The 15,466-nt window shown below is 70.4% G+C and carries 14 protein-coding genes; 11 read left to right on the top strand and 3 right to left on the bottom strand.

Annotated features, from left to right (window positions below; genetic code table 11):
- Window positions 1-35: 35 nt before the first annotated feature.
- Window positions 36-1,478, bottom strand: coding sequence for an adenylosuccinate lyase (gene purB, locus SCMU_RS18890; protein WP_229230622.1), 1,443 nt, complete (start codon window positions 1,476-1,478; stop codon window positions 36-38).
- A gap of 191 nt (window positions 1,479-1,669) precedes the next feature.
- Here purB and SCMU_RS18885 point away from each other — a divergent pair, with 191 nt between their 5' ends.
- Window positions 1,670-2,176, top strand: coding sequence for a hypothetical protein (locus SCMU_RS18885; RefSeq protein ID WP_229230621.1), 507 nt, complete (start codon window positions 1,670-1,672; stop codon window positions 2,174-2,176).
- Entirely contained in the window at window positions 2,173-3,564 is a 1,392-nt protein-coding gene (locus SCMU_RS18880; RefSeq protein WP_229230620.1) for a hypothetical protein, read from the top strand. The genes SCMU_RS18885 and SCMU_RS18880 overlap by 4 nt, the downstream gene beginning before the upstream one ends.
- On the opposite strand, the gene SCMU_RS18875 is transcribed toward SCMU_RS18880, so the two are convergent.
- A complete protein-coding gene (locus SCMU_RS18875; RefSeq protein WP_229230619.1) occupies window positions 3,530-3,955 on the bottom strand; it encodes a phage holin family protein in 426 nt (141 codons plus the stop codon). The genes SCMU_RS18880 and SCMU_RS18875 overlap by 35 nt on opposite strands.
- Before the next feature lie 32 nt (window positions 3,956-3,987).
- On the opposite strand from SCMU_RS18875, the gene SCMU_RS18870 reads away from it, so the two are divergent.
- From SCMU_RS18870 to SCMU_RS18845, 6 genes are all read left to right on the top strand, one after another.
- Complete coding sequence (locus SCMU_RS18870; RefSeq protein WP_229230618.1) at window positions 3,988-5,151, top strand: histidinol-phosphate transaminase; 1,164 nt, start codon at window positions 3,988-3,990, stop codon at window positions 5,149-5,151.
- Between the two features lie 172 nt (window positions 5,152-5,323).
- The gene (pdhA, locus tag SCMU_RS18865; RefSeq protein ID WP_229230617.1) at window positions 5,324-6,553 is read left to right on the top strand and encodes a pyruvate dehydrogenase (acetyl-transferring) E1 component subunit alpha; all 1,230 of its coding nucleotides are present in this window, start codon (window positions 5,324-5,326) and stop codon (window positions 6,551-6,553) included.
- Window positions 6,553-7,533, top strand: a complete 981-nt coding sequence (locus SCMU_RS18860; RefSeq protein ID WP_229230616.1) for an alpha-ketoacid dehydrogenase subunit beta — start codon at window positions 6,553-6,555, stop codon at window positions 7,531-7,533. Before pdhA ends, SCMU_RS18860 begins: the two co-directional genes overlap by 1 nt.
- Window positions 7,534-7,542: 9 nt before the next feature.
- Window positions 7,543-9,057 carry a dihydrolipoamide acetyltransferase family protein gene (locus SCMU_RS18855; protein ID WP_229230615.1) on the top strand — a complete coding sequence of 505 codons (1,515 nt, stop codon included), beginning with the start codon at window positions 7,543-7,545 and terminating at the stop codon, window positions 9,055-9,057.
- A gap of 17 nt (window positions 9,058-9,074) precedes the next feature.
- Complete coding sequence (locus tag SCMU_RS18850; RefSeq protein WP_229230614.1) at window positions 9,075-9,467, top strand: VOC family protein; 393 nt, start codon at window positions 9,075-9,077, stop codon at window positions 9,465-9,467.
- Between the two features lie 135 nt (window positions 9,468-9,602).
- Complete coding sequence (locus SCMU_RS18845; RefSeq protein ID WP_229230613.1) at window positions 9,603-11,030, top strand: MFS transporter; 1,428 nt, start codon at window positions 9,603-9,605, stop codon at window positions 11,028-11,030.
- A gap of 77 nt (window positions 11,031-11,107) precedes the next feature.
- Here SCMU_RS18845 and SCMU_RS18840 read toward each other — a convergent pair whose 3' ends face one another.
- Complete coding sequence (locus tag SCMU_RS18840; protein WP_229230612.1) at window positions 11,108-11,710, bottom strand: PadR family transcriptional regulator; 603 nt, start codon at window positions 11,708-11,710, stop codon at window positions 11,108-11,110.
- 145 nt (window positions 11,711-11,855) lie between these two features.
- Between SCMU_RS18840 and SCMU_RS18835 the strand changes: the two genes are divergently transcribed.
- From SCMU_RS18835 to SCMU_RS18825, 3 genes are read left to right on the top strand one after another with little or no spacing between them, the layout of a single operon-like run.
- The gene (locus tag SCMU_RS18835; RefSeq protein ID WP_229230611.1) at window positions 11,856-12,998 is read left to right on the top strand and encodes an aromatic ring-hydroxylating oxygenase subunit alpha; all 1,143 of its coding nucleotides are present in this window, start codon (window positions 11,856-11,858) and stop codon (window positions 12,996-12,998) included.
- A 2-nt stretch (window positions 12,999-13,000) separates the two neighbouring features.
- A complete protein-coding gene (locus SCMU_RS18830; protein WP_229230610.1) occupies window positions 13,001-14,002 on the top strand; it encodes a PDR/VanB family oxidoreductase in 1,002 nt (333 codons plus the stop codon).
- Window positions 14,003-14,004: 2 nt separating this feature from the next.
- A complete protein-coding gene (locus SCMU_RS18825; RefSeq protein ID WP_229230609.1) occupies window positions 14,005-15,393 on the top strand; it encodes an MFS transporter in 1,389 nt (462 codons plus the stop codon).
- Window positions 15,394-15,466 lie beyond the last annotated feature (73 nt).

Raw genomic sequence — 15,466 nt, 5'->3', positions numbered from 1 at the left:
CCCGCGTAGGATCTGCCGGCGTCGGCCGCGTCGCCTCAGTCGAGGTGGTCGACGAGCTTGCCCGCGATCCCGTTGTACGTGGCGGGGGTGAGGGCGAGGAGCCGGCCCTCCGCCTCGGCGGAGAGCCCGAGCCCGGAGACGAACTCCTTCATGCGGTCCGCGTCGACGCGGTGGCCGCGCGTGAGCTCCTTGAGCCGCTCGTACGGGTTGTCCATGCCGGGGACGCCGGCCACGGCCTCTGCCCGCATGACCATCTGGATGGCCTCGGCGAGGACCTCCCAGTTCGCGTCGAGGTCCTCGGCGAGGACGTCATCGGCGACGTCGAGCCGCTCAAGGCCCTTGGCGACGTTGGAGATCGCCAGGAGGGAGTGGCCGAACGCGACGCCGATGTTGCGCTGCGAGGAGGAATCGGTGAGGTCGCGCTGCCAGCGGGACGTCACGAGGGTCGCGCCGAGCGTGTCGAGGAGGGCCGAGGAGATCTCGAGGTTCGCCTCGGCGTTCTCGAAGCGGATCGGGTTGACCTTGTGCGGCATCGTCGAGGAGCCCGTCGCGCCGGCGACCGGGATCTGCTTGAAGTAGCCGATCGAGATGTAGCTCCAGATGTCCGTGCACACGTTGTGCAGGATCCGGTTGAAGCGGGCCATGTCCGCGTAGAGCTCGGCCTGCCAGTCGTGGCTCTCGATCTGGGTGGTCAACGGGTTCCAGGTGAGCCCGAGGCCCTCGACGAAGGACTTCGACACCTGCTGCCAGTCCGCGGTCGGGACCGAGGCGACGTGCGCGGCGTAGTCGCCTGTCGCGCCGTTGATCTTCCCGAGGTACTCCGTGCGGGCGATCCGGTCGAGCTGGCGGCCGAGGCGGTGCGCCATGACGGCGAGTTCCTTGCCCAGGCTCGTGGGCGTGGCGGGCTGGCCGTGGGTGCGCGAGAGCATCGGCACGTCGCGGTTGGCGCGCGCCATCTCGGCGATCTGCTCCACGAGGGCACGGGCCGCGGGCAGCCACACGTTCTCGACGGCGCCCTTGACGCCCAGAGCGTAGGAGAGGTTGTTGATGTCCTCTGACGTGCAGCCGAAGTGGACGAGGGCCGTGAGGCGCGTCAGCTCGAGCCCCTCGAGACGGCGGCCGATGTAGTACTCGACCGCCTTGACGTCGTGGACCGTGACGGCCTCGATGTCGGCGAGCTCGGCGACGGAATCGGCGTCGAACTCGGTGACGATGCGCCGCATGCCCGCCTCCTGCGACTCGCTCAGCGAGCCGACCTCCGGCAGGACCGAATTCTTGACGAGGTGGATGAACCACTCGACCTCCACGGCCACCCGGTCCCGGTTCAGCGCGGCCTCGGACAGATAGTCGATTAGCGGCGCGACGGCCGGGCGGTAGCGGCCGTCGAGCGGTCCGAGCGCGATCGGCTTCCCGGCCGCCTCACCGGCAGCGGCCAGGGAGAGACGTCCGGACGGGATGCGGGAGGGGGAATCAGCCATGGCTTCCATTCTTCCATGCTCTCCGCAGGCCCACTCGGGCTTCGGGGATCGGGAGCTGGGCCACTTGTCCTCCACAGGTTCCCGTCGGGGCGTGTCCTCCACATACGACGACGGGTGGCCGCCAGGGGCGGGACGGACGCCTAGCGTCGGGGCAAAGCCGCACCGAACGGGCGCGGGGAAGGCGGGACATCATGACCGGGACCATTCGTGGCGGGGACGGCGACTTCACAGGCACGGGCACCTCGTCCCCGCTCGGCGGCTGGTGCGGCCACGACGAGACCGAGCTGTGGGCCGCGGCCACCCAGCTTGGGCGTGCCCAGGACGAGGTGCGGGATGCCCGGGCCGCGGTGGCGCGTGCCGAGGAGGCCGCGTGGCAGGGGCAGGCCGCCGAGTCGTTCAGACGGTCCACCGCATCCCTCGGCGCGAAGCTGGGCGCCCTCGCGGCGGTGTTGGGCACGCTCGGGCTCGTCGTGGCGGCGCTGCAGTCCGAGGCGGCAGGGTGCACGGGGGCGGCGCCGGGAATCGGCGCGTCCACGCCCCCGGGCGGGGCCGCACCCCGGGGCCTCGTGGTCGAGGGCCGGCGGGGCGCGATCGCCCCGCTCGCGTCGCGTGAGCCGGCGCTGCGCCTTCCAGCGCCGTCGGGACCGGTGTTCGCGCGCGGGCTCGCGGGCGCACACCCGGAAGAGGGGTGCCGGTGAGCCCGGCCCCAGTTCCGGAGCGGTCGGGCCGTGACCCCTCGGAGTTCGTCGTCACCGGCGGCGAGGCGTTCCGGGTCGACACGGAGGCGCTCAGCGCCGTGGCGCGGTCGTTGGCCGCCGTGTCCACGCTCGTGGAGGGCTTGGCGGATCGGCTCGAGGCGGTCCGGGGGTCCGTGTGGCGCGGCGCGTGCGCGGGGAGCGCCACCGCGGCATCGTTCGATGACGAGGCCGCCCGTCTCATAGGGGACGCTGCCCGCATCGCCCTCGATGCGCTCGCCGGAGCCCGTGGGATCACGGCCGCCGCGGCGGGCTATGCGGCCACCGAGGCCCGGACGGCGGCCGACGCGGGGGGCCATCAGCTGGCCATGCGGAGCCTCGTGTGGGGATCGGTCCCGCCGCTCGTCGCGTGGGCAGTCCACCCATCAAGCCCAGTGCGGTTGGCCGCGGGCGGACTGCGGCTCCTCGCGGGCGGGGGGTCCGCGCTCCCGCCCCTCGTCCCGTGGGTTCCCGCTGGCCGTCCGGACGATGCGATCAGCGTCGTGCGGAGGGAGGTCCCCCCGGGGCGGGAGGACGCCTCGACTTTCGCCTACGCGGGCAGGAGCCTGCAGCAGGCCCAGGGGGCGGCCCCGCTCGAGGACGGCGCGGACGTGCCGCCGTCCTCGATCCTTCTCGAGCGGATCCCGCGCCCCAACGGCACCACGGCGGTGATGGTCACGGTGCCCGGCACGCAGAGCTGGTCGCCCGACGACTGGGGAGGCGGGGTGTTCGACGCCGAGGGCAACCTCGACGCCATGGCGGGGCGGGACAGCCACGCGCGCCAGCTCATCGAGCGCGCGTTGGCGGAGCAACGTCTGGGCGCCGGCGACTCGGTCGTGTTCAACGTCTACAGCCAGGGGTCACTGCACGTATTCGGGCTGCTCGAGGACGAGGGATTCCGCTCCCGGTATCCGGTCGCGGCCGTCACCGTCCTCGGCGGCGTACCCACGGCCTTCCGCGTCCCCGACGACGTGGCGGTGCTCAGCATCGCGAACCGCGACGACGTGGTGCCCGGGCTCTCGGGCATTCCTCCGGCCCCGCGCCCCAACGTCGTCGACGTGCGGACGCCCTCGCGCCCCGGCATTGAGGAGGCCGGGCTCCTGGAAGCCGTTGTGTCCGCCCACGATCTCGACCGGTACGCCGCGGACGCGCGGGCGCTCGATGGATCGGCGGACCCTTCGGTGCAGGGCTACGCCGCGGTCCTCGGTGCGGCGGTGGGTGCCGGGGTGGTGGGGGCCGGGTTGGCCGGGGCGGTGCCCGGTGCGGTGCCTCGTCGCGAGCGCTTCGTCTACACCGGCACGGACACGACGACTCCGGTCAGTTCTTCCGGATCCCGAGGGCCCAGCCGGTGAGGGCGGACACGATCGCGATGATGATCGCGCCCAGGAACGCCGTCAGGAAGGAGTCGAGGGTCAGGTGGACCGGCGTGTACCCGGAGATCCACGCGGTGAGGCCGAGCATGGCCGCGTTGATCACGAGCGCGAAGAGGCCGAGCGTCAGGCACGTGATGGGAATGGACAGGAAGCTCACGATCGGACGGACGATCCCGTTCACGAGCCCGAAGATGAGACCGATGAACAAGTACGCGAGGACGATGCCGACCGTGGAACTCGAGTCGCCCGCCCCTGCGTTCGCCGCCACGCCGGCCGTCGGGGACGTGGTGATGTCCATCCCGGGGAGGATCCACGCGGCCACCCACAGGGCGAGGGCGCTGACGATGACCTGCAGCACGAAGCGCATCATGGCCCTATGCTCGCACGACTACGCTGTATGGCATGACTTCACCGCTGAATGATCACGACGGCGGCGCGGACCCGAGCGCCAAGGCCGCCTCAGCCGTCACGCCCGGCGTCACCCCCCGTCCCGTGATGAACAGGCTCCCGAAGTATGCCGCTGGACGCCCGCCCGCACCCGTGGAGGGACTCACGAGCTACAAGCTGTCCTCGAACGAGAACCCGCTGGCGCCGCTGCCGGCCGTGACCGAGGCTATCGTCCACGAGTCGGCGATCAACCGCTACCCCGATGCGGTGGCCACGCGGCTGCGCAGCGCCCTCAGCACGTTCCTCGACGTCCCCGCAGACGACATCGTCACCGGCGGTGGCAGCCTCGGCGCCCTCAACCAGATCCTCGCTGCCTTCGCCGGCCAGCAGGACGACGGCACGCAGGACGAGGTCGTCTACGCGTGGCGCTCCTTCGAGGCATACCCGATCTCGGTGGGCCTCGCCGGCGCGAAGAGCGTGCAGATCCCCGTCCTGGCCGATGGCCGCCACGACCTCGAGGCGATGGCCGCAGCCGTCAACGAGCGGACCCGGGTCGTGCTCCTGTGCACGCCGAACAACCCGACGGGCCCCGCGCTGCGCCGCGAGGAGACCGAGCGCTTCATCCAGTCCGTCCCGGGCCATGTCCTCGTGGTCATCGACGAGGCGTACCAGGAGTTCGTGCGCGATCCCGAGGCCGTGGACGGGATCGCGATGTACCGGAAGTACCCGAACGTCGCGGTGCTGCGGACCTTCTCGAAGGCCCACGGCCTCGCCAACCTGCGGGTCGGCTACTCCGTGTCCCATCCCGACGTGACCCAGTACCTGCGCATCGCGGCGGTACCTTTCGCCGTCTCCACGATCGCCGAGGGCGCGGCCATCGCCTCGCTCGAGAACTTCGATCAGGTTGTAGGAAGGGTACAAACGCTCGTCGACGAGCGCGACCGCGTCACGGCAGGCCTGCGCAGCCTCGGCTGGGACATTCCGGACGCGCAGGGCAACTTCGTCTGGCTCGCGCTGGGTGAGGCCACCCCGGAGTTCGCGGCCGCGGCGGAGGCCCAGGCGCTGTCCGTCCGCGCGTTCGGCACCGAAGGCGTCCGGGTGAGCATCGGCGAACCGGAGGCGAATGCGCGGTTCCTGGATCTCTGTAGGTCCTTCACAAAGGTGACGCAGGCTTCCTAGAAGGATCCGACTTCGCGGCGGCTCAGCTTCACTCGGTAGAGTGTCTGCTGGGCCGCCGCCTATATTCCATCCCCGGAATGCATTCCCCCAGCGGAATATCGTGGAAGAACGGCGCGGCGGGCCCCGCCCGGCGCCCCCGGGTTGGTCATCCGACGGCAGGCGAGGAGGCGGTATGGGAGTCGAACTGCCCACCACCGAGTTCAGCGACATCCCCGACGAGCTGTGGCTCGAGCTTGAGGCCGACGCCCATGAGGGCCCCGAGCGGCCCGGCGCGATGGTCCAGCTCCTCGACGAGGAGGGCCGGTTCAGGTCGGACTCACGGCTGGCCGGAGCGATCTCCGGCCTCACTAAAGATTCCGTTCGCGGCATGTATCGCGATATGGCGATGATCCGGCGCTTCGACGCCGAGGCGACGGCCCTCCAGCGCCAGGGCCAGCTCGCCCTGTGGGTCCCGCTGCGCGGGCAGGAGGCCGCCCAGATCGGCTCCGCCCGTGCCACGCGCGCCCAGGACTACGTCTTCCCGACGTACCGCGAGCACGGCGTGGCATTGGTCCGCGGCGTCGACCTCGCCGAGCTCCTGCGCCTGTTCCGTGGCATCTCGAACGGCGGCTGGGATCCCCGCGAGACGGGCTTCCACCTCTACACGATGGTCCTTGCCGCGCAGACCCCGCACGCCGTCGGCTACGCCATGGGCATCCAGCGCGACGCGGCGCGGGGCGCGGCGGCCGGGACGCACGCGACGGACCCGGCGGCCGTCGTTGCCTACTTCGGCGACGGCGCGAGCTCTGAGGGCGACGTCCACGAGTCCATGGTCTTCGCCTCGAGCTTCAAGGCCCCCGTGGTCTTCTTCTGCCAGAACAACCAGTGGGCCATCTCGGTCCCCGCCAAGGTCCAGTCGCGCATCCCCCTCTTCAACCGTGCCCGGGGCTACGGCTTCCCCGGCGTGCGCGTGGACGGCAACGACGTCCTCGCGGTCCACGCGGTCACCCAGTGGGCCCTCGCGCGCGCCCGCGCCGGCAAGGGCCCCGTGCTCATCGAGGCCTACACCTACCGCCTCGGTGCCCACACCACCGCAGACGATCCGACCAAGTACCGCCTCAGCGACGAGGAGAGGGCCTGGGCCGCGAAGGACCCGCTGGCCCGGTTCGAGAAGTACCTCCGCGCCGAGGGCATCGCCGACGACGCGTTCTTCGCCCAGGTGGCCGCCGACGGCGACGCGCTCGCCACCAAGGCCCGCGCCGACGTCCTGTCCTTCGCGTCCCCGAACATGGAGGACGCGTTCGCCCACGTCTACGCCGAGCCTCACCCGCTCGTTGCCGAGGAGCTCGCGTGGCACCGCCGGTACGAGGCGGGCTTCGCGGACGAGGCAACCGACGGCACCACCCAGGAAGGCGGCCGCTGATGCCCACGATGACCATCGCGAAGGCGATCAACGCGGGCCTCCGCGCCGCCCTGGCCAACGACGAGTCCGTGATGCTCATGGGCGAGGACATCGGCACGCTCGGCGGCGTCTACCGGGTGACCGAGGGCCTCAAGGCGGACTTCGGCGGCGACCGTGTCGTCGACAGCCCCCTCGCAGAGTCCGGGATCATCGGCACGAGCATCGGCCTTGCCCTGCGGGGCTACCGCCCGGTCGCGGAGATCCAGTTCGACGGCTTCGTCTTCCCCGGCTTCAACCAGATCACCACCCAGCTCGCCAAGCTCCACGCCCGCAGCAACGGCCAGCTGACCGTCCCAGTGACCATCCGCATCCCGTACGGCGGCGGCATCGGCTCGGTCGAGCACCACTCCGAGTCGCCCGAGGCGCTCTTCGCCCACACCGCGGGCCTGCGTATCGTCACCCCGTCCAACGCCCACGACGCCTACTGGATGACCCAGCAGGCCATCGCGTCGAAGGACCCGGTCATCGTGTTCGAGCCGAAGCGCCGCTACTGGCTCAAGGGCGAGGTCGACACCGAGGACCCGGGCGCGAGCGCTGACCCGTTCCGCGCCCACGTGGTCCGCGAGGGCACCGACGCGACCGTCGTCGCCTACGGCCCGCTCGTCCCGGTCGCCCTCGCCGCCGCTGCGGCCTCCGCAGAGGACGGCCGCAGCGTCGAGGTCATCGACCTCCGCTCGATCTCCCCGATCGACTTCGACGCCGTCACCGCCTCCGTCGAGAAGACCGGCCGGCTCGTCATCGCCCACGAGGCCCCCACGTTCGGGGGGATCGGCGGCGAGATCGCCTCGCGCGTCTCCGAGCGCGCGTTCCTCTCCCTCGAGGCCCCGGTGATCCGCGTCGGCGGCTTCCACATGCCGTACCCCGTGGCGAAGGTCGAGGAGCACTACCTCCCGGACATCGACCGCATCCTCGAAGCCCTCGACCGCGCCTTCGCGTACTAGGAGCAGCCCGTGACGCAGCAGTCAGCGACACAGATCTTCAACCTCCCAGACGTCGGCGAGGGCCTCACCGAGGCCGAGATCGTCGCCTGGAAGGTCAAGCCCGGCGACACCGTCGCGATCAACGACGTCCTGTGCGAGATCGAGACCGCCAAGAGCCTCGTCGAGCTCCCCAGCCCCTACGCGGGCACGGTCATCGACCTCCTGGCACCGGAGCATCAGACCATCGAAGTGGGGACCCCGATCATCGCGATCGGCGACGCTGCGCTGGAAGGTACAGCGCACGACGACGTCGCCTCCTCCGGAGGCTCCACGGGCGGCGCCGTCCCGCCCAAGGATGCCCACCGATCCCCGGACGGCGCCCCCCGTTCCGCCTCCTCTGCTGGTTCCTCGCCTTCCGCTCCGGTCGCCGCAGTCACCGAGTCGACGGCGCCGGCCATGCAGGAGCCGGGGGTGGAAAGTGGGCCGCTGGTTGGGTCCGGTCCGAAGGCCGACGCCGTCAAGCGCCGCCCCCGGAAGGCCGCCCCGGCCCCCGCGCCGGCCAGTGCGCCGGCGCCCGTCCCTGCCCCCGTTCCGGCGCCCCAGCCCGTGGCGACCGTACCGGCTCAGCCGGGGAACGCCGTCGTCGGCCTCCTGGCACGCGTCCTCGCGAAGCCGCCGGTGCGGCGGATTGCGAAGGAGCTCGGCATCAACCTCGCCGACGTGCCCGCGACCGGCGCCCGCGGCGAGGTGACGCGGGCGGACCTCGAGTCGTACCAGGCGCAGCGCGAGCGCGAGCAGGACGCTGCGCCGACGTTCTGGGACCACCACGCGAAGGCGCAGGAGCACCGGGTCGAGGTGATTCCCGTGCGCGGCGTGCGCAGGGCCACCGCGAAGGCCATGGTGGACTCGGCGTTCAGCGCGCCGCACGTGAGCATCTTCGTGGACGTGGACGCCTCGCGGACCATGGAATTCGTGCAGCGGCTCAAGAAGTCGCGCGACTTCGAGGGCGTGAAGGTCTCCCCGCTGCTCATCCTCGCCAAGGCCGTGATCTGGGCGGCGGCGCGGAACCCGAGCGTCAACTCGGAGTGGGTCACCGGCGCGTCCGGCGACGAGATCCACGTGAAGCACTACATGAACCTGGGCATCGCGGCCGCGACGCCGCGGGGCCTGCTTGTGCCCAACATCAAGGACGCGCAGGACCTCTCCCTCAAGGAGCTCGCGATCGCGCTCAACGACCTCGCGACGACGGCCCGCACTGGCAAGACCAAACCCGCGGACATGACGGGCGGGACGATGACGATCACGAACATCGGCGCCCTCGGGATCGACATCGGCACGCCGATCATCAACCCGGGCGAGGTGGCGATCGTCGCGTTCGGCACGATCAAGCAGAAGCCGTGGGTCGTCTCGGGCGAGGTGATTCCGCGCTGGATCACCACGCTCGGCGGCTCGTTCGACCACCGGGTCGTGGACGGCGACCTCTCCGCCCGCTTCATGGCGGACGTCGCCGCGATCATGGAGGAGCCCGCGCTGCTGCTGGACTGACGGTAGCGTGGTGCTTCATGGAGATGCGCCTTGAAGTCGTCCAAGTACCTGTGGCCGACGTCGACCGGTCGAAGTCGTTCTATACCGAGAAGCTGGGCTTTGCCCTCGACCACGACGTGGAGCACATCCCCGGAATGCGGGTGGTCCAGATGACCCCGCCGGGATCTGCCACGTCGATCGTCATCGGCACCGGGATGACCAGCATGCTCCCGGGCAGCCTCGAGGGCCTGCAGCTCGTGGTGCCCGAGTTGGCGGACGTTCGCTCGGAGCTCCTCGGACGCGGCGCCGCGATCAGCGAGATCCAGGACATGGGCGGGGTTCTGTTCGCGTTCTTCGCAGACCCGGACGGCAACCGCTGGACGCTCCAGGGCGAAACTCCTCCCGAGGTGAGTGCGGCACACCTTACCTGAGCGCGAAGGAGTGACAGTGCGCCCGCGTCGGGCGCACGATGGATGCGGCAGCCAGGGCTGTCTCTGGCGCATGGCGCACCACCCCTAGGCTGCGGGAGGTTGATCCATGTGGCTTCATCCATGGACGCTGGGGCCGTGAGCGCCGCCCCCACCGGCCCGGCGATCATCGCCAGGCTCGAGCGGCTCGAGGTGTGGAGTCTCTCCTACCTCTTCATCGGGATCATCGGTCTCGGGTTCCTGTTCACGTTCTACGACATCTTCGACATCAACGTCTCGTTTATCCAGACGTGCATCGAGCTCAACAAGGGCTGCACCCCGGAGACGGCGCTCGAGGCGCTGCCGCTTCCGGTGCTGCTCAACCTTGCCGGGTACGTGGTGGGCACCCTGGTCCTGAGCCCGATCGCGGACCGCATTGGCCGGCGGAACATGCTCATGATCACGATGCTGATCACGGGCCTCGGGTCGCTGTACAACGCGTTCGTGGGCGACTACGCGAACTTCAACATCGCCCGCACCATCACCGGTATCGGCATCGGTGCTGACCTCGCGATCGTGAACACCTACGTCAACGAGATGGCGCCGCGGCATTCCCGGGCGAGGTTCACCACCATCATCTTCATCATGTCCGCGCTCGGCGCCCTCGTGGGCATCTGGCTCGGGCTCATCCTCACGACGCCGGCCACCCCGTGGCCGCTCGGCCTGCCGTTCGCGATGGCCGGACCCAACTTCGAGGCCGGCTGGCGGTGGATGTACGGGGTCGGCGCGATCCTGGCCGCGGTCGCGGTGCTCCTGCGGTTCGAGCTGCCCGAGTCGCCGCGCTGGCTCATCGGCCAGGGCCGGTTCGCGGAGGCGGATGTCGTGGTGCGGGAGATGGAGGTGCGGGCCGCCAAGCACGGGCCGCTCGCCGAGCCCGTGGTGCTGGACGTGCACGGGGCGACCACCCCGCCGTCGCCCGTCCCATACCGTGACCTGTTCGGCAACGCGCTGTACGTGCGCCGGATGATCCTGCTCTTCTTCGTCTGGTTCATCGGGTACATCACGGTGTACTCGTTCGCGGCGGGCTTCACCGTGGTCCTCGCGGCGCTGCACTACCCGCCGCCCGAGGCCGGCGTGATCGCGGCGGTCGGGACGTTCGGGTTCGTGGCCGAGGCCGCGATCATGAGCGTGATCGTGGAGAGGCTGGAGCGCCGCTACTGGCTGCCGATCGGCGCGGCCGTAACGATCATCGGTTCGCTCGTAGTCGCGATGGCGGGCACCAACGTGGGGATCGCGTTCATCGGCTCGATCCTCATCTTCGCCGGCTTCAACCTGTGGGTGTCCCCGACCTATGCGCTCACCGCGGAGTCCTTCCCGACCCGCGCCCGCACCACGGGCTTCGCCATTGTGGACGGGGCAGGCCACATCGGCGGCGGCATCGGCGTCATGGTGATCACCCCGCTCCTGCCGCTGCTGTCCGTGACGGCGGCGCTGGGCCTCATCTCCGTGTTCCTCGTGATCGCGGCCATCCTGGTCCAGTTCACCCCGCACACGCGGAACAGGCACCTGGACCACATCTCGCCGTAGGGGCTCCCTCCGAGAGCGGTGACGCACGACGGCGGCGACGCACCCGCGCGGGTGGCCTCGCCGCCGTCGTGCTCGGCTCAGCGCGGGGTGGGCCCCTCTGCTCCCTCGAGCCGGTCCACGAGCACGAGCCCCCGCCCGGCCCAGGCCACCTCGGCCCGCGCACGATCGATCAGCCCCTCGTACGCGAACACCTTATACTCGACGATGCGCTGCCACTCGTCCTCCGGCTGCCCTTCGAGGCGCCGCGCGAGGGTCGGGTTGGTGTGGTCGCGGAGTGTCCGGATCATGTCCTCCCAGTCGCGGATCCGCCCGGCGTGGTAGTCGATGTGGTCGCGGAAGAACTGCCGTGCGGCGTCGGGCTCGGCCCACTCGAGGTACGCGGCCCGCAGGCGCAGGGGGTCCCGCTCGCGCGTGTACTGCGGCGGCTCGTTGAGCCATGTGCGGAAGGCGGCCACGCCGTCGTCCGTGATCTCGTAGCGCTTCTTGGTGCCCTTCGTGCCCCACCGGACCGTCTCGCCGCGGATGAGGCCGTCATGTTCCATGCGCCGCAGTTCGGGGTAGATCTGCGAGTCCGGCGCATGCCACACGTAGCCCACGGAGGTCTCGAAGTTCTTGTAGACGTCGTAGCCGGTCATGGGCTGTGACGTCAGCATCGCCAGGAGGGCGAACCTCAGGCTCACTGGCCACCTCGTTTCGTGTCGGTAGCCAAGCCTATCGAGTCCTTGCCAACTCACTATGCCCATAGGTATTCTGTGTTTCGGATCACCAACTATCTATATCGATAGATAGTCGCCAATCCGCGACGACCCCCACGAAAGGACACCGATGTCCGGCGCCCAGCACCCCGCCTCGACCACGAACAAGACCCTCGGCCACCCGCTCAACGCCTGGTACGTCGCGGCATGGGACCACGAGGTCACCCGCAAGCCGATGGCCCGCTCCATCGCGAACCGTCCGCTCGCGCTCTTCCGCACGGAGGATGGCCGTGCCGTGGCACTCGCCGACGCCTGCTGGCACCGCCTCGCCCCGCTCTCGATGGGCAAGACCGTGGGCCGCGACGAGATCCAGTGCCCGTACCACGGTCTCCGCTACAACTCCGCGGGCCGCTGCACCTCGATGCCGGCCCAGGAGACGATCAACCCCTCCGCGGTGGTGCCCTCGTTCCCGGTGGTGGACCGGTACCGGTACGTGTGGGTGTGGCTCGGCGACCCAGAGCTCGCGGACCCCGACCTCATCCCGGACATGCACCAGATGGACTCGCCCGAGTGGGCCGGGGATGGTGAGACCATCTACGCCCCGTGCAACTACCAGCTCGTCCTGGACAACCTCATGGACCTCACCCACGAGGAGTTCGTCCACTCCTCGTCGATCGGCCAGGACGAGCTCTCCGAATCCGACTTCGAGGTCACGCACGACGACCGCACCGTCACCGTGTCCCGCTGGATGAAGGACATCGAGCCGCCGCCGTTCTGGCTCAAGAACATGCGGGACAAGTTCCCCGGTTTTGAGGGCCGCGTGGACCGGTGGCAGATCATCACGTTCGAGGCCCCCTCGACCATCACTATCGACGTCGGCGTCGCGAAGGCCGGCACGGGTGCACCCGAGGGCGACCGCAGCCAGGGCGTCAACGGCTTCGTGATGAACACCATCTCGCCCGAGACGGACAGAACGTGCCACTACTTCTGGGCGTTCATGCGCAACTACCGCCTCGACAGCCAGCTCATCACCACCCAGCTCCGCGACGGCGTGCACGGCGTGTTCGGCGAGGACGAGGAGATGCTCAAGGCCCAGCAGGCGGCGATCGACGCGAACCCCGACTACGAGTTCTACAGCCTCAACATCGACAAGGGCGGCATGTGGGTCCGGCGGCTCATCGAGCGCATGCTCGAGGCCGAGGGCCGGCTCCCCGGCGCAGCGGCGGTCTCCGCTCCCGAGCCTGCCGCCCAGCCCGCACAGGTCGGTGCCTGAGCATGGCGGCGCAGTCCTCAGCCGTCTGGCAGCGCGGGCGGGTCGTCGAGGCCCGTGACGTCGCGCGGGACATCCGGCGGATCGTCATCGCGCCCGAGAGACCCGTCAAGGCGGCCGCGGGCACCCACGTGGACGTCGCCGTCGTGATCGACGGCCAGCAAGACGTGCGTTCCTACTCGATCGTCGAGGCGGACGACGGCGGCGCGCGCCTCGCATTGTCGGTGTTCCGCACGCCCGCCTCGCGCGGCGGGAGCGTGTTCATGCACACCCTCGAGCCCGGGGCGGAGGTCGAGCTGACGCAGCCGATGCAGAACTTCCCGCTGCGCGTGGGCGCCCGGCGGTACGTGGTCCTCGCCGGCGGCATCGGCGTCACGGCCGTCCTGGGGATGGCCCGCATCCTGGCGCGCACCGGCGCGGACTACCGGTTCGTGTACGCGGGGCGCAGCCGGGGTGCGATGGCCTATCTGGACGACCTCGTCGCCGAGCACGGCGACCGGCTGGAGGTCCACGTCGACGACGAGGGCTCGAGCCTGGACGTCCCGACGCTCCTGGGCGGCCTCGACCTCGACACCGAGCTGTACATGTGCGGCCCGATCCGCCTCATGGACTCCGTGAGGCGCACGTGGCAGGACCTCGAGCTCGCCCTCCCCAACCTCCGCTACGAGACGTTCGGCAACAGCGGCTGGTTTGACCCCGAGGAGTTCGTGGTGCGCATCCCGCGCCTCGGCATCGAGACCGTCGTGCCCAAGGGGCGGTCCATGCTCGAGGCCCTCGAGGGCGCGGGGGCGGACATGATGTCCGACTGCCGCAAGGGCGAATGCGGGCTGTGCGAGGTGCGCGTCCTCGGCCTCGAGGGCAGCATCGACCACCGCGACGTCTTCTACAGCGACCGCCAGCAGCACGCCTCCGAGAAGATGTGCTGCTGTGTCTCGCGTGCCATCACGCCCAAGGAAGCCGTGACGGCGGGGGCTGGCCCCGCCGTCGTGACCATCGAAGTGAGCTGAGAATGACAACTGACCTCCGGGACCGCATTGAGGCGGCCCCCATGCGCACGGCCCAATGGCTGATCGTGGCGCTTGCGACCGCGCTGAACGCGCTCGACGGCTTCGACGTGCTCGCCATGGCGTTCACGTCGGCGCGCGTCTCCAAGGACTTCGGCCTGACCGGTGGCGAGCTGGGGATCCTCCTCAGCGCCGGCCTCGTGGGCATGGCCATCGGCTCCCTCGTCCTCGGTCCGTTCGCGGACCGGGTGGGGCGCCGGCCGGTCCTCATCCTGTCGGTGGCGCTCTCAGCCGTCGGCATGCTCCTGTCCGCCACGGCCGGGGCGGCCCTGCAGTTGGGGCTGTGGCGCGTCGTCACAGGGCTCGGGGTGGGCGGGATCCTCGTCTGCACCAACGTCCTCGTGAGCGAGTTCTCGTCGAAGAGGCTCCGCGGGCTCGCGATCAGCATCTACACTGCGGGCTACGGTGTGGGCGCCACGGTCGGCGGCAGCGCCGCCGTGTGGCTGCAGGCATCGTTCGGCTGGCACGCGGTGTTCGTCGGGGGGGCCGCGGCAACGGCTGTCCTGCTCCTCGCCGTGCTCGTGCTCGCCCCGGAGAGCATCGACTTCCTCGCCACCCGTCGCCCGCGCGGCCACGAGGCCAAGCTCGACCGCCTTGCACAGCGCCTGCGCCTCGACGGGGCCGTGAGGGATACGATCGGCACCGGCGCGACGACGCCCTCCCCGGGTACCGCGGGTCCGGCGGGTCCGGCCACCGGCACGACGGTCCGCCAGCTGTTCGCCCCCGCCAACGTCCGCGCGACGATCCTCGTCTGGGCCGCGTTCTTCGTCGTGATGTTCGGGTTCTACTTCGTCAACAGCTGGACCCCGAAGCTCCTGGTGACCGCGGGGATGACCGAGAGCCAGGGCGTCATCGGCGGCCTCATGCTCACGCTCGGCGGAACGGTCGGCTCGATCGCGTTCGGCGCGTTTGCCGCGAAGTGGCACCGCCGCACCGTCATGCTGTGGTTCACGGTGCTCGCCGCGATCGCGACCGCCGTCTTCATCTCGACCGCGGGCGTCCTGGCGCTCGCCTTCGTGGTCGGAGTCCTGCTCGGCGCCCTCATCAACGGCTGCATCGCGGGCCTGTATGTCATCACGCCCTCTGCCTACGCCGCCAGCCTGCGCAGCACCGGTGTCGGCTGGGCGATCGGGGTCGGGCGCATCGGCGCGATCATCGGTCCGCTCGTGACGGGCGCCCTGCTGGACACCGGATGGACCCCGAACGGGCTCTACCTCGCGGTCGGTGCCGTGATCCTCATCGGCGCCGTCGCGGTGTACTTCCTGCCCCGCGGCGTCCCGGGAACCCGCACTGAAGCGGAGCCGGCCGCACGCGAGGAGATCCCGGCGCACTGACGGGACCTGGCACTGACGGGACCTGGAGCACGACGGCGGCGACGTACCCGCGCGGGGCGCGTCGCCGCCGTCG

Source organism: Sinomonas cyclohexanicum, assembly GCF_020886775.1.
GTDB lineage: Bacteria > Actinomycetota > Actinomycetes > Actinomycetales > Micrococcaceae > Sinomonas > Sinomonas cyclohexanicum.
This window is presented reverse-complemented; position numbering and strand designations above follow the sequence as displayed.